Annotated in this window: 24 protein-coding genes; 13 read left to right on the top strand and 11 right to left on the bottom strand. The window is 63.3% G+C overall.

All coding sequences use genetic code 11. The features are described from left to right. Positions 1-283: 283 nt before the first annotated feature. Positions 284-1,981: a collagen-like triple helix repeat-containing protein gene (locus ACZRMO_RS10960; protein ID WP_463972863.1), complete on the top strand. Its 1,698-nt coding sequence runs from the start codon at positions 284-286 to the stop codon at positions 1,979-1,981. Between the two features lie 174 nt (positions 1,982-2,155). After that, entirely contained in the window at positions 2,156-3,841 is a 1,686-nt protein-coding gene (locus ACZRMO_RS10965) for a ShlB/FhaC/HecB family hemolysin secretion/activation protein (RefSeq protein WP_463972864.1), read from the top strand. Positions 3,842-4,324: 483 nt separating this feature from the next. On the opposite strand, the gene ACZRMO_RS10970 is transcribed toward ACZRMO_RS10965, so the two are convergent. The 3 genes from ACZRMO_RS10970 to ACZRMO_RS10980 are packed head-to-tail and all read right to left on the bottom strand — an operon-like array spanning position 4,325 to position 5,219. Beyond that, on the bottom strand, positions 4,325-4,732 hold the full coding sequence (locus ACZRMO_RS10970; protein WP_207043724.1) for a response regulator: 408 nt from the start codon (positions 4,730-4,732) through the stop codon (positions 4,325-4,327). 55 nt (positions 4,733-4,787) lie between these two features. Next, complete coding sequence (locus ACZRMO_RS10975) at positions 4,788-4,985, bottom strand: Flp family type IVb pilin (protein WP_463972865.1); 198 nt, start codon at positions 4,983-4,985, stop codon at positions 4,788-4,790. Positions 4,986-5,027: 42 nt separating this feature from the next. Further along, complete coding sequence (locus tag ACZRMO_RS10980) at positions 5,028-5,219, bottom strand: Flp family type IVb pilin (protein WP_257781327.1); 192 nt, start codon at positions 5,217-5,219, stop codon at positions 5,028-5,030. Between the two features lie 315 nt (positions 5,220-5,534). On the opposite strand from ACZRMO_RS10980, the gene cpaB reads away from it, so the two are divergent. Genes cpaB through ACZRMO_RS11020 form a run of 8 tightly spaced genes read left to right on the top strand, consistent with a single transcriptional unit; the run spans position 5,535 to position 12,951 of the window. Next, on the top strand, positions 5,535-6,479 hold the full coding sequence (cpaB, locus tag ACZRMO_RS10985; RefSeq protein WP_463972866.1) for a Flp pilus assembly protein CpaB: 945 nt from the start codon (positions 5,535-5,537) through the stop codon (positions 6,477-6,479). A 20-nt stretch (positions 6,480-6,499) separates the two neighbouring features. Then, positions 6,500-7,717 carry a type II and III secretion system protein family protein gene (locus tag ACZRMO_RS10990; RefSeq protein ID WP_463972867.1) on the top strand — a complete coding sequence of 406 codons (1,218 nt, stop codon included), beginning with the start codon at positions 6,500-6,502 and terminating at the stop codon, positions 7,715-7,717. Continuing rightward, positions 7,714-8,904, top strand: coding sequence for a pilus assembly protein (locus ACZRMO_RS10995; protein WP_463972868.1), 1,191 nt, complete (start codon positions 7,714-7,716; stop codon positions 8,902-8,904). Before ACZRMO_RS10990 ends, ACZRMO_RS10995 begins: the two co-directional genes overlap by 4 nt. Next, positions 8,901-10,181 (top strand): CpaF family protein, encoded by a 1,281-nt coding sequence (locus ACZRMO_RS11000; RefSeq protein WP_463972869.1) that lies wholly within the window; start codon positions 8,901-8,903, stop codon positions 10,179-10,181. Before ACZRMO_RS10995 ends, ACZRMO_RS11000 begins: the two co-directional genes overlap by 4 nt. Positions 10,182-10,193: 12 nt before the next feature. Beyond that, complete coding sequence (locus ACZRMO_RS11005) at positions 10,194-11,078, top strand: type II secretion system F family protein (RefSeq protein ID WP_463972870.1); 885 nt, start codon at positions 10,194-10,196, stop codon at positions 11,076-11,078. A gap of 1 nt (position 11,079) precedes the next feature. Next, positions 11,080-11,964 (top strand): type II secretion system F family protein, encoded by an 885-nt coding sequence (locus ACZRMO_RS11010; protein ID WP_463972871.1) that lies wholly within the window; start codon positions 11,080-11,082, stop codon positions 11,962-11,964. 11 nt (positions 11,965-11,975) lie between these two features. Beyond that, positions 11,976-12,665, top strand: coding sequence for a tetratricopeptide repeat protein (locus tag ACZRMO_RS11015; protein WP_463972872.1), 690 nt, complete (start codon positions 11,976-11,978; stop codon positions 12,663-12,665). 13 nt (positions 12,666-12,678) lie between these two features. Continuing rightward, positions 12,679-12,951, top strand: a complete 273-nt coding sequence (locus ACZRMO_RS11020; protein WP_463972873.1) for a DUF3613 domain-containing protein — start codon at positions 12,679-12,681, stop codon at positions 12,949-12,951. Here ACZRMO_RS11020 and ACZRMO_RS11025 read toward each other — a convergent pair. Together ACZRMO_RS11025 and ACZRMO_RS11030 are read right to left on the bottom strand one after the other, a co-directional pair. Next, a complete protein-coding gene (locus tag ACZRMO_RS11025) occupies positions 12,948-13,733 on the bottom strand; it encodes a response regulator (RefSeq protein ID WP_463972874.1) in 786 nt (261 codons plus the stop codon). The genes ACZRMO_RS11020 and ACZRMO_RS11025 overlap by 4 nt on opposite strands. A 116-nt stretch (positions 13,734-13,849) precedes the next feature. Beyond that, the gene (locus tag ACZRMO_RS11030) at positions 13,850-14,335 is read right to left on the bottom strand and encodes a prepilin peptidase (RefSeq protein ID WP_463972875.1); all 486 of its coding nucleotides are present in this window, start codon (positions 14,333-14,335) and stop codon (positions 13,850-13,852) included. 72 nt (positions 14,336-14,407) lie between these two features. On the opposite strand from ACZRMO_RS11030, the gene ACZRMO_RS11035 reads away from it, so the two are divergent. Then, positions 14,408-14,845 (top strand): TadE/TadG family type IV pilus assembly protein, encoded by a 438-nt coding sequence (locus tag ACZRMO_RS11035; RefSeq protein ID WP_124525643.1) that lies wholly within the window; start codon positions 14,408-14,410, stop codon positions 14,843-14,845. Then, a complete protein-coding gene (locus ACZRMO_RS11040; RefSeq protein ID WP_463972876.1) occupies positions 14,842-17,574 on the top strand; it encodes a PAS domain-containing sensor histidine kinase in 2,733 nt (910 codons plus the stop codon). Before ACZRMO_RS11035 ends, ACZRMO_RS11040 begins: the two co-directional genes overlap by 4 nt. Here the strand turns inward: ACZRMO_RS11040 and ACZRMO_RS11045 are convergent. From ACZRMO_RS11045 to pbpC, 6 genes are all read right to left on the bottom strand, one after another. After that, complete coding sequence (locus ACZRMO_RS11045) at positions 17,571-19,580, bottom strand: pilus assembly protein TadG-related protein (protein ID WP_463972877.1); 2,010 nt, start codon at positions 19,578-19,580, stop codon at positions 17,571-17,573. The two genes, ACZRMO_RS11040 and ACZRMO_RS11045, sit on opposite strands and share 4 nt — an antisense overlap. Positions 19,581-19,734: 154 nt before the next feature. Continuing rightward, the gene (locus tag ACZRMO_RS11050; protein WP_305432522.1) at positions 19,735-20,292 is read right to left on the bottom strand and encodes a DUF4136 domain-containing protein; all 558 of its coding nucleotides are present in this window, start codon (positions 20,290-20,292) and stop codon (positions 19,735-19,737) included. Between the two features lie 45 nt (positions 20,293-20,337). After that, on the bottom strand, positions 20,338-20,940 hold the full coding sequence (locus ACZRMO_RS11055) for a DUF4136 domain-containing protein (protein ID WP_463972878.1): 603 nt from the start codon (positions 20,938-20,940) through the stop codon (positions 20,338-20,340). Positions 20,941-20,964: 24 nt separating this feature from the next. Next, positions 20,965-21,714 (bottom strand): methyltransferase, encoded by a 750-nt coding sequence (locus ACZRMO_RS11060; RefSeq protein ID WP_124525638.1) that lies wholly within the window; start codon positions 21,712-21,714, stop codon positions 20,965-20,967. Next, positions 21,707-22,015, bottom strand: coding sequence for a MazG-like family protein (locus tag ACZRMO_RS11065; protein WP_105695251.1), 309 nt, complete (start codon positions 22,013-22,015; stop codon positions 21,707-21,709). The genes ACZRMO_RS11060 and ACZRMO_RS11065 overlap by 8 nt, the downstream gene beginning before the upstream one ends. Positions 22,016-22,177: 162 nt before the next feature. Further along, positions 22,178-24,490 (bottom strand): peptidoglycan glycosyltransferase PbpC, encoded by a 2,313-nt coding sequence (gene pbpC / locus ACZRMO_RS11070; protein ID WP_463973080.1) that lies wholly within the window; start codon positions 24,488-24,490, stop codon positions 22,178-22,180. A 224-nt stretch (positions 24,491-24,714) separates the two neighbouring features. Here pbpC and ACZRMO_RS11075 point away from each other — a divergent pair, with 224 nt between their 5' ends. After that, positions 24,715-25,008: a hypothetical protein gene (locus tag ACZRMO_RS11075; protein WP_448186989.1), complete on the top strand. Its 294-nt coding sequence runs from the start codon at positions 24,715-24,717 to the stop codon at positions 25,006-25,008. The last annotated feature ends 36 nt before the right edge of the window (positions 25,009-25,044 follow it).

A 25,044-nucleotide genomic window follows, 5' to 3' on the forward strand; every position in this document is an offset into this window, starting at 1 on the left:
ATATATACACCCTAAGTTATAGCGGACTTTATAAAGTCCGCTATTTCATTCAAGCCATTGATTAAAAACAAATATACATCTTGATACATCCACATCTTATATCCTTGGCATTAGTCCCTAAGCAGAGACTTTACGACCGTATATAAATCGTTAATACCAAGTTGAGCATTGTCAGAAATAGCCCCCTGGCCTGTTATAGCCACACGGACAAACGCATCGCCTTCCATAGAAATGGCGAGCGTTTGAAGACAACCAAGGTTGTACAGGTGCAGGGAACTCAATCATGAAAACTCAAGTAGTGTTTTGGAAAGCAAGTACCGCGCTGGCACTGGCGGTAGCATTGACGCTCGGCGGTTGCAGCAGCGGTGGTGGCGGGCATCACAGTGGTGGTTCGTCCTCCACTGACGATACAACGGCCGGCACCGGTGGCACAGATGGTGGTACCGGTGGCGGCACGGGCGGTGGCACTGGCGGCGGAACCGGTGGTGGCACGGGCGGCGGCACTGGCGGCACTGGCGGCGGAACCGGCGGTGGCACGGGCGGCGGCACTGGCGGCACTGGCGGCGGAACCGGCGGTGGCACGGGCGGCGGAACCGGCGGTGGCACGGGCGGCGGCACTGGCGGCACTGGCGGCGGTACGGGCGGTGGCACCGGTGGCGGTACCACCACCCCTCTGGTCACCGCGACTGTCGTGGACACCGTAGGCGACACCGTCACCGGCGTAGGCACCGCTGTCGGCAGCCTCGGCACTACCCTGGGCAGCTTGCCGATTGTCGGCGCCACCACGGGCGGCCTGGTCACCGCGACCGGCAACGCCGTCGGCAGCATCGGCACTGGCCTGTCAGACGGGCTGGGCACTATCGGCACCAACAGTAATGCCGTGGGCACCACCCTGGCCGGTGTGGGCAACGCGGTCTCCGACCTGGGTGATGGCGTGAGCACCACCGGCGGCAACGTCGCCACCTTGCTCGGCCAAGTGCCGGTGGTGAGTGGCGCCGCGCCAGTGGTTGGCGGTGTGGTCGATAAAGTCGGCAACGTCGTGACCATGCTCGGCGACACCCTGAGCACCGCCAGCACCACCGGCCCATTGGGTTCGCTCACCAATACCGTGGGCGCCAAAGTGCTGGTGCCAGTGGTTTCCCTGGTAGAAAAAACCACCGGCCAAGTCGGCAGCGCAACTGGCCTGGGCAGCCCGGTTGGCGGCCTGCTGAACAAAGTCGGCAGTACCGTCGACGGCCTCGGCGATAAAGTCGCCGGCGCGGGCGGCACCGGCAACCCTGTAACGGGCGCCGTGGGCGGCGTGCTGAATGGCGTGGGCACCGTGGTCGGCAGCGCCGGCGGCTATGTCAACCCAACCACTGGCACTGGCAGCGGTTCCGGCGGCGGCATTGGCACTGGCAACCTCGGCCTGCCGGAACTCGTCGGCGGCGTGATTGCTGGCGCCGGCAACGGCCTGAATGCAGGCAACACCAATGGTGTGGTCAGCGCAGCAGGCGTCACCGGTGGCAGCGTCGGCGGCACGGTTGCATCCCTGGGCACTCTGCTGGGCGGCAGCGGCGTACCGAACACCGCCGCAGGTGCTCCGGTCGCAGCACTCACCACCAGCCTGGGCAGCGCACTCAACCCAGTCACCAGTGGCGTCACCAGCCTCACCCAAAACGTCGGCAACACTACTGGCCTGGGAGCTCCGGTCAATGGCCTGGTGACCAACGTCGGCAGCGCTGTCAGCGGCCTGGGCGGCAAAATCACCGGCACCAATGCCAACCCGGTCACCAATGCCCTGGGCGGCACCGTCAGCGCAGTCGGCAACACCGTCACCTCGGTGGGCGGCCTGGTCACCGGTGGTACCAGCGGTAGCGGTGGCGGTTTGCTCGGCGGCGGCCTGAGCCTGGGCGGCAGCGCATCTGCCGGCGCCAGTGCAGGGGCCAGCACCAGCGGCGGCCTGGGCGGTTTGCTCGGTGGCCTGACCGGCACAAAATAGAATTGCACCTGGCCGATTAGACGGCCTCCCCTACAGCGCCTACGCTTGGTTGAGACGAGAGACCCAATAAGTCTCTCGTCTTTTTTATGCGCCAATGAAAGGCACCCGAACCGCGCCCCAGAGCCCGGCGGGAATCTGCGAAACGCTGCTGCAGTTTTGACCATGGAGTGTCCTATGCGCGCTTTGACGCCGCTGTTGTTGCTTACCCTCAGTGCTTACGCCCACGCCGAAACCCTACCCAGTTTCCTCAATAGCAACGACACCATCCGCAACCTGCCCGTGCCCAACCTGCCCGCCGACGCCTACCGGCCAAACACCCCGCAAACCCAGCTGCCAACGCCTGCGGCCGGCGAAGCCCAGCCGCTGCTGATGGACACCAAAGTGACCATCAGCAAACTGCAGATCGACGGCGGCACGGTCTACCCGCTCAAGGACCTGGCGCTGGCCTTCGAACCGCTGATTGGCCATGAAACCAATATCGCCCAGCTGATCGAGGCCACCCGCAGCATCACAAAGCGCTACCAGGCGGACGGCTACCTGCTGTCCTATGCCTTCCTGCCGGAACAAAGTTTCGAGGGTGGCCTGGTCCACGTGGTGCTGGTGGAGGGCTATGTGCGCGATTACCAGGTGCAAGGCGATATCGGCTCGGTGTCGGCCTACGTGGAGAAACTCGCCGACAAGCTCAAGGCCGAACGCCCACTCACCCGCAAGACCTTCGAGCGCTACACCACGCTGATGGGCGCGATTCCCGGCGTGACCTTGCAGGCGCAAGTGCCGCCGCCGCGCACCACCGATGGCGGCACCCACATGCAGATCACCGCCAGCCGCAAGCCCTTCACCACCAGCATGAGCCTCAACCAGGCCAGCCGTGGCGGCCTGCAAGCGCTGCTCAGCGCCACCAGCAACTCGCAGACGTCGATGGGTGAACAGTTGAGCGTCAGCACCCTGGCGCCGCCGGGCAACGACAAGGAACACTACTACCGCGCCGCCTACAGCCAGTTCGTCAACGCCGAGGGCACCCAGCTGGCACTGTCGGGGGAACGCTACCGCGCGGACCCTGGCACCAACGTGCAACTGGACGGCGGTTTCCAGCTCAAGCCGCACCAGGCCATCGACCGCTTCTCCATTGGTGTAAGCCACCCCGTGATTGCCTCGCCAACCGAATCCCTGAGCCTCGGCACACGCATTTATGGCGTCGACCAGAAAACCCGCTATCAACTGGTGGGTTTCCCCAACCGCTTCGATCTCGAAACCAACCTGCGCGCCCTGGCCTTCGAAGGCGACTGGCGCAAGGCCGACACCGACCAACTTCGCATCCTCAGCGCCGGCCTCTACCAAGGCATCAATGGCCTGGGCGCCAAGACCCACAGCGACTTCGACGGGGTAAAACCCGACCTGGATTTCTTCCGCCTGCGCCTGTCCGGCGTGCAAAGCAACAAGCTGTTCGGCAGCAACTTCCAGGGCGTGCTTTCCGCGGCGTTCTACTGGAGTGACGACACCCTGCCCGACAGCGAGCGCGCCACCTTCGGCGGGCAGAATTTCGCCCGCGGCTACCCCGATGATCAGGGCTCGGGCGACAAGGGCTGGGGCTTGGCGTACGAGATCAACTACAGCTACAACCGTGCCGGCGACTGGGTGCGCATCCTGCAACCGTACGTGGTGCTCGACCGCGCCAAGACCTGGTTCAACGTGCTGCCGATCAGGGGCAACGACCTGTCGTCCGCCGCCGTGGGCCTGCGCTTTGGCGACAGCCAGTACTACAACATTGCGCTGGAGGCGGCCAAGCCACTGTCGGACGTCGCGCTGGACAGCTTTGACCGGCGGCCGCGGTATACGCTGAGTTTCAGCTACCAACTCTGATCAGGCCGATGTGTGTAGGAGGACCTCTGCGGGAGCTGGCTTGCCTGCGATAGCCATATGTATCTACACAACGACTGGACCTGACAAACCCCGAAGCTCTGGCTTTTCAGCTTTTGATCTTGATCTTAGGCGCCCCGTTAACCACGCTGGCCGAACGCAGGCTTGAATCCGTGGGTAACCCGGCAGGACGCCGGGTTAGCCGTCCTGGGCCAGGGATGGCCCATGACGGCGGCCCACGGATTCAAGCCGGAGTGAGGGAACACCGAGCCTAGGCGAGGTGCCGAGTGGTGGGGCAAGAGCCCTTTTGGTTACTTTTGGGACTCTTTTCCAAAAGTGACCCGCCGTAAGGGCGGAACCAATGTCAGCCGTTACCTAAATAACGGATATGTACTCCGACCAAAAAGCCTCAGCGCCCAGCACATAGCTATCGCAGGCAAGCCAGCTCCCACAAAAGCCTGCTCCCACAGTGAGCCCAACTAGCTGCTAGAACTGGCGTTTTTGCAGGGGAAACAAACTGTTGAGGGTATCGATCAACCGCACCAGGTAGATGGGCTTGCGAAACAGGTCCAGCACCTGCAAGCGCAGCATGTCGCTGACGTCATCCATCTCGGCGTGGCCCGACATCACGATCACCGGCAAGTGCTGGCGAGAGGTGTGTTCGCGCAGGCGCTTGATCAGGGAGATACCACTTTCCTCGGGCATGCGCAGGTCAGTGATGATCAGCGCGATGTCCGGGTTGAGGGTCAATTCCTGCAACGCGTCGGTCACGGAGGTGGCGGTAAAACACACAAATCCCTCGTTGGAGAGGGATTCAGCAAGTTCAATCAGGGCGTCCTCTTCGTCGTCCACCAGGAGAAGTTGTTGCCGCGAAGCAGGCGCAGAGGGGCTCATGGCGAAAGATCCTGACACTAAGAATGCACTCAGGTTAGTCGTGTCGCGGGATTGATCAAGTCGATGCGATGCTCGTCTGGACCAGCTCGAACAGCGCCTTCACACGGTCACTTATCGGAGTCATGAAGATCCCGATCACCGCCGCGCACATCGCCGCCACAATGGCGTATTCAATGCCGGAGGCGCCGTCCCTGGCGCTCACCATGACCCACGCTTTCACATAGATAAAACGAATGCGTTCTTCGAGTTGCATGTAGAGCTCCGTCAAAAGAGGAGAAAGCGCTTCGCTAAAACATCACGTGCCGATACCGGTTTGAATCGAGGTGAAAATGGCTTTTACCTTAGTGCTGATCGGCGTCATGAAAAGCCCGATCACCGCCGCACACATGGCCGCGACAATCGCATATTCAATACCTGAGGCCCCCTCTCTTCCATAAGACAGAATCTGGATTTTGATAAACACTTTGCGAATGGCATCAAGGAACATATGACTTCTCCTTTGCGCTGAGAGCGCCGATGTAGCGGGCTTGCAACATGATCTCGCTATGCCACTAGAGCATTGTCGGCAAATTCACTCCCCACAAGTGTAATAACCGACTAATCACAAAGTATTAGTCAGAAGTCTGACGTCAAAGCGCCAATGTTTGCGCGCCGATACACAATATTTCCATGCAGTAATGGCATTTTGTCCTAGCTCAACTACCTTCAAATAGCGAAATAGTTGAATACCCAGAACGAACTGATTGCGTAGTCGCTGGATGGACCCGTTGAAAGGTCTGGCAGTAGGAAAGGGAGAGCCTTCATGAGCAGTCGTATCAGCATGATTCTGGCCGGGGTACTGTTACTGGGGGCGTTGATTGCCGGGTACTGGGGCCTCGTTCTCAGCCGTCCGGAACCGGTTGTCGCCGTTGCACCACCTGTCATTAATAACGGCCCTGTCGCTGCCATCGAAGACCCGACCCGCCAACCCGTGGTCGTGCTGGCCCATGACGTGCCGCCCTTTGTCGCCCTCACCGCCGCCGACCTGACGGTGGAGAAACTCAAGACCGTCCCCGCCGGCAGCCTCACCTCACTGGAGCAGGCGGTCGGCCGCACGCCATGGCGCGCCCTGCAAGCCGGCACCTGGCTGACCGAAGAAAGCTTCAACGCCGGCGGCAACCTGTCGCGCATGATCCGCGCCGACGAGCGCGCACTGGCGGTCGCGGTGGATGAAGTGACCGGCGCCGGCGGCCAATTGAACCCCGGCGACTATGTGGATGTGATGCTGTACCTGCGCTCGGAAAACGGCAACCCGCAGCCCTCCGCGCAAACTGTCGTGCCGGCCCTGCGCCTGCTGGGCGTGGGCGATCAACTGGGGCTGACCAACGACGGCACGCCTGGCTCAGCGGTGGCCGTCACCGCCGAGGACAAAGCCCGGCAACAACAAGGCCGTGCCAGTGCGCGCACGGTGTTGCTGGCCGTGCCCGAGCAATTGATGAGCCGCCTGGTCCTCGCGGTGCAGGCCGGCAGCCTGCGCCTGGCCGTGCGCAGCGCCGACGAACAGCGCCTGAGCCGCTACTGGGCCGGCGACAGCGACTCGGCGCAGAACCTCGACACCGCCAAGCGCGACCTCTACCAGTTCAATCAACTGGCGCAAACCGCGCCACCCATCAGCAACTTCAACCCGACAGCCACCAAAAATGCCGCCCCGCGTCGTTCGGGTGTCGAGGTGATACGCGGTAACCAGGTCACTCAACAAACGCCCTGATAGCGCTAAGGATGCCTTGAATGAGCAGTCGTTCCATGCCGAAGTTTTCGCGAGTGTTCTGCGCCCTGGTCACCCTTGCCCTGCCCGTCGGCGCGGCACAGGCGGCACCGGGCAATTGCGCCAGCCTGGGGCAGTTGCCGGCGACGCTTGAGGTCGGTGAAGGCCTGCAACAGGCCATCCAGTCCCCGGTCGCCATTACCCGGCTGGCGGTCGGCGACCCGAAAATCGCCGATGTGCACGTCAACGGCACCCAGGCCTTCCTGCTTACCGGCGTCTCGTCCGGCGCCACCAGCCTGATGATCTGGACCGCCTGCTCGCCCAGCCCGCGCCAGACCATGGTGTTCGTCAAGGGCAAGGCCACGTCGGCGCTGACCAGCCTGTCGCTGTCGCCTTCGGAAGACCCGTCGCTGCCCAGCCAGGTGCAGACCGATATCCGTTTTGTCGAAGTCAGCCGCACCAAGCTCAAGGAGGCGAGCACCAAATTTCTCGGGATCGGCACGAACTTTTTCGTCAGCAGCCCGAGCATCGTCTCCCCCTCAGAGAGCGTGTTCAAACTGCCGGTGAGCACCGATAACTTCAACGTCGGTTTTGGCGGCGGCCGCGTCAAGGCGATGATCAACGCCTTGGAAAGCAGCGGCTTCGCCTACACCCTGGCGCGTCCCAGCCTGGTGGCCCTGAGCGGCCAGAGCGCGACCTTCCTGGCCGGCGGCGAAGTGCCGATTCCGGTGCCCAGCGCCGGCAGCGACACCATTTCCATTGAGTACAAGGAGTTCGGCATTCGCTTGACCCTCACCCCCACGGTGATCGACCGCAACCGCATCACCCTCAAGGTCGCGCCGGAAGTCAGCGAGCTGGACTACAGCAACGCCATCGCGATCCAGGGCATCCAGGTGCCCGCGCTCACCGTGCGCCGCACCGACACCAGCGTGTCCCTGGCCGATGGCGAGAGCTTCGTGATCAGCGGCCTGATCAGCACCAACAACCGTTCCACCATCGCCAAGTTTCCAGGCCTGGGGGACATCCCGATCCTCGGTGCGTTCTTCCGTGACTCCAACATCAGCCGTGAAGAAAAAGAGCTGCTGATGATCGTCACCCCGCACCTCGTCCAACCCCTCGCCGCCAATGCGCAACTGCCCTCGCTGCCAGGGGAAAACCTGCGCAGCTACGACCCGAACTGGTACCGCCTGTTCTTCCTCGAAAACGGCAATTTCGACCGACGCACAGGACTCTCCCAATGAGCGAAAGCCTGAGCCAGACGTTCCTGGCAATCACCCGCAACAGCACCGACCTGGAATGGCTGCAAGGCGCCCTCGCGCCTCTGGGCCAAGTGGTCAGCGCCGGCAGCGGCAGCCTCGACGAGCTGCTCGCACTGGTGGACGTGACCTTCGCCAACCTGGTGTTCATCGGCCTCGACCGTGAAAACGTCACCAACCAATGCGCCCTGATCGAAGGCGCCCTGGAGGCCAAGCCGATGCTGGCTATCGTGGCCCTGGGCGACGGCATGGACAATCAGCTGGTGCTGAACGCCATGCGCGCCGGCGCCCGGGATTTTGTCGCCTACGGCTCGCGCTCCAGCGAAGTCGCGGGGCTGGTGCGGCGCCTGAGCAAACGCCTGCCGGCCGTCGCCCACACCAGCCACCTGGGCGGCCTCACCGTGTTGTATGGCACCCAGTGCGGTACCGACGGTGCCATGGTCGCCGGGCACCTGGCGCATGTGGTGCAGAAAAGCGGCCAGCAAACCCTGGTCCTCGACCTCGGCCTGCCCCGGGGCGACAGCCTGGCGCTGCTGGGCCTGGAAAGCTCGTTTCACTTTGGCGATGCCTTGCGCCACCTGCGCCGCCTCGACGCCACCCTGATCAACAGCGCCTTCACCGCCACCGAGGCGGGCCTGCGCATCCTCGCCTACACCGACAGCGACGAGCCCCTGGAACACACCAGCGCCGCCGAGCTGTACATGTTGCTCAGCGCCCTGCGCCAACACTTCCAGCACATCGTGGTGAACCTCACCGGCCAACCGGACAGCGAAGCCCTGCGCACCTTCGTCAGCCACTGCGACAAGCTGTTGTGGTGCACCGACCAAAGCGTGCTGGACTGCCGGCGCAACCTGGCGGTGCTCAATCGCTGGCGCGAAAAAGGCATGAAACTGGAACACGGCCGGTTGCTGATCGACCGCTACATCAAAGGCGCCGCGCCCGAGGCCGACGCCCTGGGCAAAACCTTTGGCCTGGAAGTCGCCGCCGTGTTGCCCCTGGCCGCAGAACTGCGCCTGAACGCGAAGAACCAGGGCCAGAGCCTGTTTACCCTGGCCCCGCGCGAACCCCTGAGCCAAGGCTTGCGGATGCTTGGCGAGCGCTTGGCCAAACGTTCCGAAGGCCTTGAGAAACCCTCGGCCAACTGGCTTACCCGCCTGTGGGGCACCAAGTGAGCGGCGAAAAGCTGTTCGGCGTGCCCGGCGCAGGCGGGCGCGGTGCGGTCGGCAATACCGATCACGACGGCCTCAAGCTGGTGCTGCACCGCTACATCATCGACGCCATCGAAGAGTCGGGGAAAAACCTGCTGGAAGGCACACGCCAGTCCCTCGCGCAGTTCGTGATCGACAAGGTCAACGAATACATCACCCGTATGCACCTGGCGATTTCCCGCTATGAGATGGAGCGCCTGGCCGAAGAGATCGTCGACGAGCTCACCGGTTTCGGCCCGCTGGAAGTGCTGCTGCGCGATGCCTCCGTGACGGAAATCCTGGTCAACGGCCCGCACCGGGTATTCGTCGAACGCGATGGTTTGCTGCACCAGAGTGACCTGCGCTTTATCGATGACCACCATGTGGAGCGCGTCATGCAACGCATCCTCGCGCCCTTGGGACGGCGCCTGGACGAGTCCTCGCCGATGGTCGATGCGCGCTTGCCCGATGGCAGCCGGGTCAACGCGATCATCCCGCCGATTGCCCTCGACGGCCCGTGCCTGTCGATCAGGAAGTTCCGCAAGGACATGCTCAAGAGCAGCGACCTGGTGGCCATGCAGACCATCGACCAGCCGATCTTCGAGTTCTTCCAGGAGGCCGTGGGCAAGCGCTGCAACATCCTGATCAGCGGCGGTACCGGCACCGGTAAAACCACGCTGCTGAACATTCTCAGCCAACTGATCAACCCCCACGAACGCCTGGTCACCATCGAAGACGTGGCCGAGTTGCAACTGGGCCATCCCCACGTGGTGCGCCTGGAAACCCGCCCGCCGAATGCCGAGGGGCACGGTGAAGTGAAGGCCAGCGACCTGATCCGCAACGCCCTGCGGATGCGCCCCGACCGCATCATCCTCGGCGAGATTCGCGGCGTGGAAGTGCTCGACGTGCTCACCGCGATGAACACCGGTCACGATGGCTCCATGAGTACCGTGCATGCCAACAACGCCCAGGATGCGCTGCTGCGGCTGGAAACCCTGGTGGGGCTGACCGGGCGCACCGTCGCAGAGAAAACCCTGCGCCAGATGATCTGCGCGGCGCTCGACGTGATCATCCAGTTGTCCCGTATGCCCGACGGCCGCCGCTGCGTCACCGAGGTGGTGGAAGTGGTGGGCGTGCGCGATGACGTGTATGTCACCAACACCCTGTTCCGTCTCGACAAACGCACCGGCTACGGTTTTTTGCGCGAAGCCATCAACCCCGCCGGCGACAAACTGCGCCGCGAAAGCCACCTGCCGCAGTAGGAGGCGCCGCCCATGTTTGCTCCGATTCTGCTCGCGCTGATGTCCCTGGCCATGCTGTTGCTCGGCCTGCACCTGATGCGCCGTGGCGTGCGCCAGGCGCAGACCGACCGCGTGCTGGAGCGCCTGGCCCACGGGCAACCCGACAGCCCGGAGCACAACCCGGTACTGACCAGCCTGGAACGCACCTTCATGCGCGCAGGCCTGGGCAAGCCGACCGAGCGCCTGGGTCTGTGGCTGACCCTGTGGGCGCTCGGCGCGCTGCTGGGTTTGCTCGCCTTCGAATGGCTGGGGTTGCTGGTGATGCTGTTGACGCCGCCGCTGGCGCTGCGTTTCTACATCTCGCTGCGTTATCAACGGCGGTTGCGGCGCATGATCGAGCAACTGCCGCAATTGCTCGACCACGCCGTGCGCAGCCTCAAGTCCGGGCGCACCTTGGCCGATGCGGTGCTCGGCGCCATCGATGCCAGCGAAGACCCGTTGCAGACCGCCATGGGCCGCATCAAGCGCAACGTGTTGCTGGGGGTCAGCCTGCCGGAAGCGGCGCACGATTTCGCCGAGCTGTATGAACAGGATGAACTGCGCCTGTTTGCCCTCGGCTTGAAGGTCAACCATCGCTATGGCGGCAACGCCAGCGATCTGCTGGAAAACCTGATCAAGATGATCCGCGAGCGCGACCAGGGCGCGCGCCAATTGCGCGCCATGACCGGCGAAACCCGCGTTACCGCCGTGGTGCTGGCACTGCTACCGGTCAGCGTGGCCGGCTATTTTTTGCTGACCAACCCGACTTACCTGGTGGGCATGTGGGCCGATGGCAGCGGCCAGTTGCTGCTGATCGGCGCCTTCAGCATGCAGATCATCGGTTGTGTGGCGCTGTGGCGCATGCTGAGGAGTATTTGAGATGGCCGTGCTGATCAGTATCGCGCTGTTTCTCGCCGCACTCGCCCTGGTGGCCGTCAACCTGATCGGCCAGCGCCGCCAGCAACGCCTGGTGACCCAACGGCTGCAAGGCGACACGGTGCGCAACGACAAGGTCGGGCACCTGCTGCGCCAACTGGGCAACACGCGGATCGGCCAGCGCACCATCAGCCTGGACAACGAAACCCAGGTCCTGCTCAACCGCATCGGCTGGAGAAAAGCCAGCCAACGCTCGCTGTTTGCCGCCTGCCAGGTGGGCACGCCGTTCCTGTTCCTCGGCTTGACCATCCTCTTGCAAAGCCTGTTTTTCCCGGATGTCACCCATGCCTGGCTCGCGCCGTTACTGGGTTTTGCCACCGGCTATCTGCTGCCCAAGCGCGTGCTGGCGTCCGTGGCCAAGCGGCGCCAGGAGCAAATTTCCCAGGAGGTTTCGACCTTTATCCCGCTGCTGCGCATCCTGTTCGAGTCGGGCATGGCCGTGGAGCAAACCCTGCGGGTCATGTCCAACGAAGCCCAGCAGTTGCTGCCGGTGCTGACCTCGGAGCTGCGCCTGGTGCTGGCACGTGTGGACTCGGGCCTGGAGCTGGGCGAAGAGCTGAGCAAGACCAGCCTGATGCTCAGCGTGGATGAGTTCAGCGACACCTGCGCAATCCTGCAACAGCTGCTGCATCAGGGCGGCGGCGCGATGAAGTCATTGCAGGCGCTCAAGCAATTGCTGGATGACCGGCGCCTGACCCGCATGCAGGAATTCATTTCGAAGATGTCGGCCAAGATGTCGGTCGTGATGATGGTCTTTCTGTTTCCCGCGCTGCTGATTGTGTTGGCCGGCCCTGGGTTTATCGCCATTTCCAAGGCCATGGGGCCTTGAGAGGACGCACCATGAAATTACTGATTGCCGCCTGCAGCGTGTTGTTGATGAGCGGTTGCGCGAACATGGGCCAGACACCCTGGTCCGGTTTTGCCGGCGCCAGCAGTTGCTCCAAGCCCAGTTCGGACCAGGAGTTGTCACTGAACCTCGCCGATGACCTGGCCAATGACGGCAAGCTGCACGCCAGCCTGGCCAACCTGCAGAACCTGGCGGACAACCTGCCTCAGGTGCGCCTGCGCAAGGCCAAGGTGTACCGGCTGCTCGGCCGCAGCGAGGCCGAGCCGATGTACCGCAGCCTGCTGGGCACGTGCCTGGCGGCCGAGGGCGAACATGGCCTGGGCCAATTGGCGGTGGCCAAGGGCGATAACGGCCAGGCCCTGGAACATTTGCAACGGGCCGCCAAACTGTCGCCCATCGATGAAAAAATCCGCAACGACCTGGGGGTGGTCTACCTCAACCAGCTACGCATGGACGACGCCCGCTTCGAATTCCTCACGGCGATGGAACTCAATCAGAGCAACTCACTGGCGGCGACGAACATGGTCACCTTGCTGATCTACCAGAACAACTGGAAGCAGGCGTCGCAGTTCGTCAGCCGCTTCAACTTGAGCCCCGAGCAGTTCAATCAGGCCCAGACCCGCGCCGAGCAGCTCAAGGGCTTGGCAACCCGCGCCAAAGGCCAAGTGGCGACCGTCAAATAAGGGAGTGCCCGCGATGAAACTCAAACCCCTCGCCCACCTGCTGTTGGCCACCCTGCCCCTGACCGCGCTGGCGATCGAGCCCGGGCCGTCATCGGTGTACCAGAGGCAGACCGAAGGCTGGCTGCAAATGCAGATCAAAGGGCAGTTGGCGACATCAACGCCGCAAAAGGCCTCGCCGGCTGAGCGCGAGCAGGCCCTGCAACGTTTGATCGAAAGTTACAAACACCCCATTCCCGAATACTTCGACCAGAAACAGGGCGGCGCCGCGAAGAGCAGCGGTGACTAGTGGGCGGTGACGCGCTGGCGTATCGACGAACTGCTCGGTGACAGCGCCAGCGCCAGTTGCGTGCGGTTGTGCATATGGGTCAGGCGCAGCACCTGGGACACGTAGAGTTTGACCGTGTTCTCGGTGATGCCCAGCTCACAGGCGATCTGATAGTTGGTCTGGCCTTTGCCGACCAAGCGCGCCACGTCCAATTGGCGGGGGGACAACTGCTTGAAGATGGCCGGCATTTCACTGCTGTCGGCGTCTGCCAGATCGTCCGGCGCAGCGTGGCCGGCGGATTGCGGGCTGCTGCGCACTTTGTCGAGGTCGTGGTACAGGTCATCGATCGAGGCCGATAGAAACTGCAGCTTCTGATTCAGCTGCCCCAGCTCCACGCCTTTTTGCCGCTCACGCAACGCCGTCTCCTGGCGTTGCAGGCCTTCGAGCAGTTCATCGAGATTGATCGGTTTTTGATAGTAATCGGCAATCCCGGCACGCAACGCCTTGATCACATCCTGTTTGTCAGCGCGACCGGTCAGCATGATCGCCTCAAAGGCGCGCTGTTTGCCGGCGATGCGTTGCAGCTCCTGGACCAGTTCGATGCCGTCCATGTCCGGCATGTGCAGATCGCACAGCACCAGGCCGATCTCGGTGTCTTCACGAAACCGCGCAACGGCTTGCGGGCTGGAATGGCAGGGCACGCAACGGTAACCACTGCTTTCGAGAAATTCGCACAACTCTTCCACGATCAACGGCTGATCGTCGACCACGAGCACTTTCATTTGCGGGGTAAGCTTGTTCACGCGCTACTCCATGCCTGGGCAAGCCAAAGTCAGATCAATCCGTGCCAACAGCGTCTATTTCGCACACCATAGCTATAAACGTAGACGCACTTTCCTACTATGTACATAGCGATAGCCTACGTCGCGACTAAAGGGATCCAAAACCAGGTGAGGGTAAACCCGACCAGTAAAAACGGGGCGAATGGTTGTTTTTTTGACTGCTCTGGCCCCAGGTAGTGAAGGGTGTTTCTAACCCCTTGATTCATCAGCGGCCACAATTTTGGCGCCAGCAGCAACCAGGCTGCACTGGCCAATCCAGCGCCGATAAAAGTGCCCAGCAAATACTCGCAATTGGTCGCCAGCGCGAGGGCCGCCAGCAGTTTTACGTCCGCAGCACCGAGGCGCCCCAACGCGTAACCGGGCAAGGTGAACAGCACGGCCAGGGCAAACGCCCAGCCGCCCTCGGCCGGCGTGGCGCCCAGCCAGGTGGTGCCGCTCCACAGCAGGTAGACCAGGGCCAGCAGGAACGCACCGAGTGTCAGGGGATTGGCGATCTGGCGTTGGCGGATATCTTGCGCGGCGCACAGCGCCAGCCAGGCGAACAGAAAGAGGCTCTGAATCACGTAAAAAAAATCCCTTTTTGCTGAATGATTCTATGCTGATATCAGGTAGTGGTAGTCAGGGTAGACGCAGTCATGAGAAAGGGCCTCCCTAGAAAACAGAAAGGTGCCGCCGCGATTGAATTCGCGCTGGTGTTCATGCTTTTTTTCGCCGTGTTCTACGGCCTGGTCAGCTATAGCCTGCCGTTACTGCTGTTGCAGTCGTTCAACCAGGCAACGGCCGAAGGCGTGCGGCGCAGCGTCGCGCTGGACCCCACCACCCCCGGCTACGCCGCCGCCGTGCAAGCACGCGCCGTGGCGGGCGCCCAGGCCCAATTGCAGTGGCTGCCGCCCGCGTTCAAATTCGTGCCGGCCTACATCACCACGAGCTTCTCGGCGAACCTGCTGACCGTGCAGATCAACTACCCCTCCAGTAACCTCAAAAACGTGCTGCCGTTCCTCGTGCTGCCGGGCTTTGGCACCGTGCCCAACCTGCCAACGACGCTCTCGGCCCAAGCGAGCCTGCAATTTTGACCTCGGGGGAAAAGTTCTTCGACCGCCTCCTCGGCCGCCCGCCCGAGGTCCCAATACAACCGACCCAGGTGCCCGCCTACGCGGGGTTGCAAATCGACCTGGACGCCCTTGGCCGCGTCCTGCACGTCCACGGTGCCCTGCGCCATCGCCTGGTCAAGCACACTACCGCGCAACAACCCGTCCCATTGCTGGACTACCTGTGTGCCCACAGTGCCGTGGTGATCGAAGGCAGCCCCGCCGACTGGCAGGGGCAGGTCCTTGACCTGGACTTCCACGGGTTTGCCGGCAGCGCCCTGCACACCCGTGGCTGGCTACAACCCCAAGGCGATGGCTGGCGCTTGCAGTTGTTGGATATCGGCGACTTGCTCGCCCATCGCCAGCACGCTGACACCCGCGAGCGCCACCAGTTGCTCAGCGCGCAGATCAGCGAACGCCTGCGCGTGTGCAGCCTGACCCGCCTGCCGGAGGTCGTGCAGGACAACCTGCACAGCATCGCCCAGCACTTCCAGGTGCCCTGCGTTGCCATCGCCCTGCTCGACGAACAGGACCAGGGCTGGCAAGTCCACAGCCAGTACCGCGCCTTTGACGCCCCGCTGCTGTGGCGCGATGGCCAACTCCTCGGCGGCGCCCTGGATAGCCTCGGTGGCACCGCCCCTGTGCACCTGACCCACAACCACGGCCACAGCGAGCATCCACGCCTGCAGGGGATTTTCGGCAATGCCGAAGGTTTCCTGGTGCCCTATCGCGATGACCATGGCGTCGCCGCGTGGCTGTTGTGCGGCTTCTTCCACGCTGAAGACACCTTTGCGCGGGACTGGCTGCAACTGGCCGCCGCCCTCGCCGCGCCGCTGCTCAGTCGGCTGCGCGAACAGCGTCACCAGCAACAACTGGATCGCCTGGAAGCCCTGCAAGGCTTGCTCGGCACCGGTTGGTGGGAGTTGCCCAACCACAGCGAAGACATCCAACTGGCGCCGCAACTACAGCAACACCTCAACCCAGACACCCCGGCCACACGCCTGGCCGTGACCGACTGGCTGCTGCTGTTCCACCCCGCCGACCGCCAGGAACTCGCCAGCCGCCTGCAAGACTTGCAGACCCTGAGCAAACCGCTGTCCACCAGCGTGCGCCTGCACCGCCTCGACGCGGCACACAACCCGGTGTGGTATCGCGTGCAGGGCCAGGCGCTGGGCGTGGGCAATAACCGCCGGCTGATCGGCTTCATGCTGGACATCAGCGACATCAAGAACCAGCAGCAACAAGCCGCCGCCGCCCATGCGCGCCTGGACAACCTGATCGCCAGCGCGCCAGCGATCATCTACGTGCAACGCTATGTCGAAGGCACCCTGCAACCCCTGTTTTTCAGCGACAGCCTGCTGCCCTTGCTCGGTCGCACCCTGGCCGAATGCACCCCGGCCAGCCTGATCGAATGGCTGCACCCCGACGACCGCGACCTGTATTTCGAACGCACCCGCCAATTGCTGCGCGAAGGCAGTGTACGCAGCCGCTACCGGGTCCTGGACAAACTCGGCAACTATCACTGGCTGCTCGACGAAGCCAAATTGCTGCGCGACGACCTCGGCCTGCCGGTGGAAGCCGTGGGCCTATGGCTGGACGTCACCGAGGCGACCCTGGCCGCCGAGCAGGTCAAGCAAAGCGAAGAGCGCTACCGCATCCTGGTGGAGGACTCGCCGGCGATGATTTGCCGCTACCGCCCCGACTTGACCCTGACCTTCGGCAATACCCCGCTGGCCAATTACCTGGAGTGCCAGCCCGAACAACTGCCCGGGCTGAACCTGGCGGACTGGCTGTCGGATGAGCAACGCGCAAGCTTCGTGCAGCGCATCGGCCAGCTGACCCCGGAGTTCCCGGTCAGCACCGCCGAAATCAGCCTGCAACTGCCAGGACGTGCGCATGCCTGGTGGGTGTGGTCGGACCGTGGCGTCTTCGATGAGAACGGCGCGCTGGTGGAAGTGCAGGCCGTGGGCCGTGACAACACCGAAGTGCGCCGCTCCCAGCAGCAACTGACGCAAAGCGCGAAAATGGCCACCCTTGGCGAAATGGCCACGGGCCTGGCCCACGAGATCAACCAGCCGCTGAACGTGATGCGCATGGCCATCGCCAATGTGCTCAAGCGCCTGAGCAGCGGCGAGGTGCAGATCGACTATCTGAGCGAAAAACTCCAGCGTATCGACACCCAGGTGCAGCGTGCGGCGCGGGTGGTGGACCATATGCGGGTGTTCGGCCGGCGCTCGGAAATCGAGCAACAGCCTTTCGACCCGGCGCAGGCGGTGGAAGGCACCTTGTCGCTACTCAGCGAAGGCCTGCGCGGCAAGGGCGTGGATGTGCGCCTGACCCCGGCGGGCTTCACGGTGCAGGTCAAAGGTTACGTCGATCAGCTGGAGCAAGTGCTGATCAACCTGATGGTCAACGCCCGCGACGCGTTGCTCAGCCAACGGGAAAAACAGCCGGACCTGCGCCCCTGGATCGCCGTACACAGCGAGCATGACGCCAGCCATGTACGCATCTGGGTCGAAGACAACGGTGGCGGCATCGACCCGCGGTTGCTGGAGCGGATCTTCGAACCGTTCTTCACCACCAAGCCGATTGGCGTGGGCACCGGGCTCGGCTTGTCGGTGAGCTACGGCATTGTAGAAAACATGGGCGGACGCCTGAGCGTCAGCAACGGCGAGCACGGCGCGCAGTTCTGCGTGGAGTTGCCGCTGGCCTAGTTCACCAACGCTGCCTGGCCGTGGGGCTTGCAACTGAGGTTGGCGCCGACTTCAACCTGGTTCAGGTTGATGCCCAGGGTCGTCAGCAAACCATTCACCAGTGGATCGACAACCGGGCCGAGCACGTTGCCAATCACACCGCCCAGTGTGGACGTCAAGTTATTGAGCAACGTGCCGCTGGTGGCCAACAGCGAGCCCAACAGGTTGAACCCTGTGGGTTGGTAGACCTGGAACTTCAGCCCGGTTTTCAACGCGGTGCCGAGGGACGTCACCAGGTTGGTGGTCGATAGCGAATGATACAGCGGTGGCTGCTTGATCTCCGGTGGCTGGGGGAAGGTGTAGGCCGCGCCGGACGCGGTTTGTGTGCCCACGGCAGGGTCGATGGTCACGCCTATGCCGCCGCCATAAAACGGCTTGCGGGAGGCTGGATCACAGGTGGTTGGGCCGAGCCCGAGCAGCGGTTTGAGGCAGGTAATCGCACCGATGTCGATCACCGGCAGCGGCGGCACCGACGCCAAGGGCGGGCTCGCGCCTAGCGAATCGCTCAGCGTCGGGCTCTCGCCGACCTTGATGGTCACCACCGAGGCGTTGGTTTGGGTCGTAAGGGTTTTGGTCGCGTCGCTGGCGCAGGTGAAGCCGGTGACATAGCTTTCCGCGCTGCCCAGTTCGAGGATCACATCCACACTGGGCACCGACGGGTTGGTCGCGGATGACAGCAGCCTCAAGTCAGTGCTCTGGCAAGGGGTGCCGCCAATCGCGCAGAAGACTGAACTGAGCGTCCCAGCCAGGTTCAGGCTGAGCAAATTGTTCAGTACGTCGGAAAGCGGGCTGACCAAGCCGTTCAAAGCCGTGTTGACCAACGGGGTTGCGAGCAGCGGCAAGGACACCGTCAGGCCCACGCTGACCTGGGCGGTGCGCACGTAGATGCGCGTGGCCGCATCGGTTTTATTCTTGGCGTAAGTGGGGTCGCCAATCGACGACAACTGCGGCGGCTGAATGACTTTGACCTTGACGCTCACATTGACCCCCGGGATCGTCACCGGTATCTCGGCCACCACGCCGTTGGTCTTGTTGGCCAACTGCACAAAGGCTTGCGCCAGCTGCAAAGCATTCACCGTGGTGTTGAGCCCCGAAGACACCGCCCCGGCCTGCAATTGCACGAGGGTGCCCAAGGTCACGTCGGCGGGGCCCACCAATGCCTTGATCTGGCCCAGCGCCGTCGCCGCCGCCACCGAAGCCGTCCCGCCACCGGCCTGCAATACCGTGACGGCGGCGTCGATCAATTGGCCGATCTTGAGGTTCTTTGCCAGCAGCTCATCGTAATTGCCCGCCTGCACGTTCACGTTCAGCGCCAGCTGGTTCAGGTAGCTGAGCAGATTGATATCGCTGCCCGCCAGGCCTTGATAGCCCACCAGGCCCAGCGACAGGTTGCCGCCCAGCAGCTTGCCAAACAGCAGGTCCAGCGCATCCGACTTGGTGCTATCAACCGTCGCCAGTGTTGTTTTGATCGTCAACTGCGCCTGCGGCGGCAGGATCTTCGGCGCGGCAACCGCCTTGGCCGTCAACTGGGTCATCAGGTTGTAGGAATTGCCATTGAACAGCGACCACACGCCCCCGGCGACACTGGTCAGCACCGGGCGCGAGGCGATCACCTGGATGGCATCGGTCTTGGTCGCGTCGGCACTGAACACGCGCAGATTGCTGGCGTTGGTGGTCAGCGTGCCGCAATTCACGTTCAGGGCATTGCCGGGGGGGATGACATAGCCGTTGCGCGTAGCGCTGGCACCCGCATAGACCGGCGCGGTGTTGGTGGCGGGGATGCAGTTGCCATTGCGCTGCACCGCTTCCAGGGCGGCCATATCGGCAATGCCTTGCAACTTGCGCTTCTCCAGATACAGCCGCCCGCTGTCGATGACCAACAACAGGAAGACCAGCGCCAGCCCGAGGGTCAGGGCCGCCGTCAAGCCAATCGCACCACGCTGCCTGGAACGAAGTCGGGGAGACATCGAGCACTCCTTTAGCGCTTACTCTCCGTAGTTGCAGTGGAGTGTAGACAAGGCTTGGCGGGTGCGCTGGCCAGTCGCCATAAAGGCGACTGATGGAGATCTTTGTACACTGCAAAAGCCCGCTCCCACACAAGCCCGCTCCCACAGGGGAGACTCAGTGCGGCGGGTAGTTGGAAAGGATCTTGGTGACGGTGCTACGGATCGCACTGCTGCGATCCTGCGGGTTCGGCGTGCTGGCCATCATCTGTTCGTCACTGCCGCGCCACACCAGCTTGCCGTCCTTGCCGTCGAGCAGGTCGATCTGGATGGTCGCCACCTTGTAGGTGATGTTGCGCGTTTCGTTGTACATCGGCGCGCCCCAGTAGCCATTCCACGGCCCGCCCCAGGCGCCGCCGTAGTTGGTGGTGACTTGTTGCTGGCGGTCTTCGACGATCAGGTAGGCCTGCACGTTCAGGTCCGCCTTGGTGCCTGGCGCCGCCGGGCGCAGGCCGCGCTGGTCGAGCTGCTCGCCGACGGCCTGGCGGATGCGTTGTTCGGTGAGGTCGCTCTTGATCCGCGGGTCATCCGGGCGGTATTGCAGCGCCGGGTCTTTCCAGGCCCAGTTGCGGTAGGCGCCGAAGTCGCGGCTGGCATCAAAATCGTGGTTGACCTGATTGCTCTGGCAACCGCCCAGCAGCACTAAAAAAGCGAGCGTTGCGATACGACGAAACATGGGTTTTCTCCAAAGTACGACCTGAGCTGGGGATGAGAATAGCGCTTAACTCGGCGGATAGGCGCTCAGCGCCTTTTGTACGGCTTTGCGCAACGCGTCGGCGCGTTCGCTGAGGCTGCCCTGGCTGGCGGTTTCCGCGCTGGTGCTCCAGACCGGCTGGCCACTGCGCGCATCGAACAGGTTGACCCGCACCACCGCCACCGTCACTTCATACGTGCGCACGATCGGTGCCGAGTTGTACATGCCGTAGCCATTGCCATAGCGGTTGTAGCCGCCGTATCCGTAGCCGTAGTCATCCTGGACTTGCTTGAGGCGCTTCTCCAGGCGCACATCGGCGCTGACCAGCAGGTCGGCGGGCTGGTTCGCGCGCTGCGGGCGCAAACCGCGCTGGTCGAGGGCGCCGCCGACCGCTTCGGCAATCTGCGCCGAATCTGCCCAAGCGGTGCCGGGCGGGAGCTGGCCATTGCGCCAGGCCCAACTGCGATAGGCGCCGTAGTCACGCACCGGCGCAGGGTAAGCGCTGGCATCGAAGGTATTGGCCGCCTGCGCGGGCGCGGGCGGCATCGGCGCCGAGGCGGCCACGTAGGGGTTGGGGCTGGAACACGCGCCCAGACCGAGGGACAACAGGATCAAACAGAGACGACGCATTTCGACCTCCGCAGACTGGGCCGCTTAAACCGGACGGCAGATCCAGTGCAAATAACGCCCAAGTCCGGCAAAGCTTGGGTGACGACGGTGAGCGAGCTCCATCTCCAACAAGTCCTGTAGATTCGCGCGGGCCTGGAACTCCACCGGCATATAGTCGTGGAATACCCGCACGCCGCTTTGGCTTTCGACCTGCCAAAGGCCATCGAGTTGCGCCGCCAGCTCACGCGGGTCGAGCGGCTGTTGCGGGGTAAGGCTCTGCTTCTCGCCGGCCATGTCGTTCTTGCGCATCTTGCGGAAGTGACCTTTGAGCAGGTTGCGATAAATCAGCGCATCGCGGTTGTAGAACGCCAACGACAACCAACCGCCGGGCACCGTGAGTTGGTGCAGGACCGGCAGGATTGCGTGGGGTTCGGCCAGCCATTCCAGCACGGCGTGGCACAGCACCAGGTCGTAGGGCTCGGTAAGTTGACCAAGCAGGTCTTGCCAGGGCGCATGGATAAACGTCGCCGTCTGCCCGGCGTCGGCGAAGCGTTGGCGCGCGCCGTCGAGCATCGGTTCGGCGGGTTCGGCCAGGGTCACCTGATGGCCTTGCTCGGCCAGCCACAGTGACATATGGCCCAGGCCCGCGCCGATATCCAGCACGCGCAATGGGCGCTGGGGCAGCGCCTCGGTCAGGTCGGCCTGGAGCACGGCCAGGCGGATGGCGCCTTTGGCCCCGCCATAGATCTTCTCGGCGAAACGCGTGGCCAGTTGGTCGAAATGACGGTCACTCATGGGCAAACCGCCGTTCACTGTCGGCCAGTTTGGCGCGCACCACCTCGTTCATGTCCAGGCCCAATTCGCTGCACAGCAACAGCAGATACAAGACGATATCGCCGACTTCCTGCCCGGCGTGGGCGAGCTTTTCAGCCGGTAGCTGGCGGGACTGGTCTTCGGTGAGCCATTGGAAGATTTCCACCAGCTCGGCCATCTCGACGCTGGCGGCCATGGCCAGGTTTTTCGGGCTGTGGAACTGCTTCCAGTCGTTGTTATCGCGGATGCGGTGCAGGCGTTCGGTGAGGTGTTCGAGGTTCATGCGGGGGCTCCTGAAGGTGTGTAGCTTACCTGATCGTTCCCTCGTTCTGCGTGGGATGATCGTTCCCACGCTCTGCGTGGGAATGCATCCCCGGACGCTCTGCGTCCCAAAGGCTGACGCGGAGCGTCTAGGGCGGCGTTACCACGCGGAGCGTGGGAACGATCAGTCGACAACACTGAACTCAAGCCGGGCAGTTTGCCCCGCCTCATCCAGCACACTCAATTGATAGCGCCCCAGCCGCTCGAAACTGGCATTGATAAAGTCCTGATTGGCACTATCCCCCAACGGTTCGCCATTGAGAAACCACCAGCGCCGCCCACTGCCGCCCAACGCCGAGATTTTCAGGCGCAGCGCCTGTTGGCTGGCGGCGGGCAAGCGCAGTTGATCACCCTCGCGCACTCCCACGATCGACAGCGGCGAAGACGCCGCCAGCGCCGGTGGCGGGCAATCGGGATCGGCGGGCGGGATGCGTGCTTCGCGGCGTTCGACGCGCGGCAACCACGGCTCCAATGGCGCAGGCCACAGGGCGATGTTTTTCAGTTCTGCGCCCGCGCAACGGGCGTCCACCCGCAGGCCCTTGGCGTTCACCCATACGTTCTCCATCAAGCCCACGCTCAACGGTTGATCCAACGCCTGCAAGGTCGGCGGCGTGGTGTTGTCCAGCGTCCACGCGAAGCGCTGGCGGCGGCAATTGGGATCGCTGCGATTCATCGGCTGGCCCAAGGGCCAACAGATCGCCGCCACGCCCACATTCGCCGGCACCGCCCTGACGGGCGCGCTGATGCCGCGCTGGCTGTCACGGTTGGTCAGCACGTCATGCACCTGCAACATCAACGGCGCCGCCGAAGCCAGGCCGAACTGGCCGGGCACCGGCGTGCCGTCCGGGCGGCCGATCCACACACCGATCAAATAGCGCGGGCCCACGCCAATCGCCCAGGCATCGCGAAAACCGTAGCTGGTGCCGGTTTTCCAGGCCAGCACCGGGCGCTGGACCAGTTCGGCACGCGGGTCGCGGTCGGGTCGCGCCTGGCCACTGAGGATGCGCCGCACAATCCACGCGGCGCCTGGGGATAACAGTGGGCGCTCCCTGAGCACGTCATCTGGCTGCAAACGGATCGTCGCGCTCTTGCCGTCCCGGGCGAAGGCGCTGTAGCCGCTGACCAGGTCTTCCAGGCGACTGCCCGCGCCACCCAGGATCAAGGCCAGGTTCGGCTCAGCCAACGCGGGCAACGCCAGGGGCACGCCAGCGATGCGCATCTGCGCCGCGAAGCGCTTGGGCCCATACGCTTCCAGCAACTGCACCGCCGGCAGGTTCAGCGAGCTGGACAGCGCCGTGCTCGCCGGCACCGCGCCGGTAAAGCCCATGGAGAAGTTGCCCGGCCGATAATCGCCGTAGCGCCGGGGCACGTCTTGCAGCAGGGATTCGGAGTGGATCAGGCCGTCGTCCAGCGCCATGCCATAGAGAAAGGGTTTCAACGTCGAGCCCGGCGAACGCAACGCGCTGATCATGTCTACATGGCCAAAGCGCTTGGCGTCGTTGATATCCACCGAGCCGAGGTAGGCCCGTACGGCCATGCTTTCTTCGTCCACCACCAGGATGGCCGCCGAGGTGTGTTCCGGCAGGCGTGCGCGCCAACCCAGCAGCAGGTCTTCGAGACGCCGTTGCAAGGTCGCGTCCAGGGTGGTGCGGATCAACGGCGGGCTGTCGGGGCGGTTCAGGCGGCGCGCGAGCAAGGGCGCCAGGCTCGGCTCCAGGCGGGGAGCGAGCAGCAGCGGTTCTTCCAGGGCTTCATCGACGGCGGCTTGCGGCCACACCTGGAATTCGGCGAGGCGGCGCAGCACTTTGTCGCGGGCTTGCTGGGCGCGCTGCGGGTGGCGGTCGGGGCGCAGGCGGCTGGGGGCCTGGGGCAATACCGCGAGCAACGCGGCTTCGGCGTGGGTCAGTTGGGCCGGGGATTTCCCCAGGTACGCCCAACTGGCCGCCGCCACGCCTTGCAGGGTTCCGCCAAACGGTGCGCGGTTCAGGTAGAGGTTGAGAATTTCGTCCTTGGACAGGTGCCATTCCAACTGCGCTGTGCGCCACAACTGGCGCAGTTTGCCGTGGAAAGTGCGCGAGTGCGGGTCAAGCAAGCGCGCGACCTGCATCGACAAGGTGCTGCCACCGGACACCACCCGCGCGCCGGTGAGGTTTTGCCAGGTTGCGCGCGCCAGTGCCAGCGGGTTTACGCCGGGGTGCGAGTAGAACCAGCGGTCTTCGTAGGTGAGCAGCGCATCGAGGTAATAAGGCGAGACTTCGCTGGTTTGCACCGGGTAGCGCCAGACGCCGTTGGCGTCGGCGAAGCGCCATAAGGGCGTGCCGTCTTCGGCGAGGACGACGCGGGCCAGATCGTCCTGGGGGAGCGGCAACGGCCAGATGCGGTCGGCCAGCCACAACAGCGCCAACAGCAACACCACGATTCCCAATGCGCAGCGCAATAAATGTGGGAGCGGGCTTGCTCGCGAAGGCGGTGGGTCAGGTAATAAAGAGGTCACTGACCCACCGCCTTCGCGAGCAAGCCCGCTCCCACATTGGACCGAGTACACCTGTGATTAAGCAAACCCATTATTTAACCTGCAAACCTCTATGCTTATAGGGAACTAGCCTGGCGCAATCACAACCAAAGGCAAACACACGCCCACCTTCTTATCAGGACACACACATGCAGGTAGAAAGCTTTTTCGAATGGTTGGGCCAGGCGCTCGGTGCTGTCATCCGCTTTATCGTCGATGGACTCAGCGGTTTGTTCGGTGCCTTGACCAACGCGGGCGGCAATTTTGTCGAAGGCCTGTCACGCACCTTGGGCATGGACACGTCGATCATCAGCATTCTTACGCTGATCATTGGCCTGCTGTTCCTGTATTCGGCGGTGCGGGCATTTATGCGAGCGTCGATCATCTTCGGGATTATCTGGTTGATGTTGGGGCTGTGGCTGCTGAGCTGGGTCGTACACTAATCCCCCAAACACCCAAGATCCCCTGTGAAAGCGGGC

It is taken from the genome of Pseudomonas sp. B611 (genome assembly GCF_055407965.1).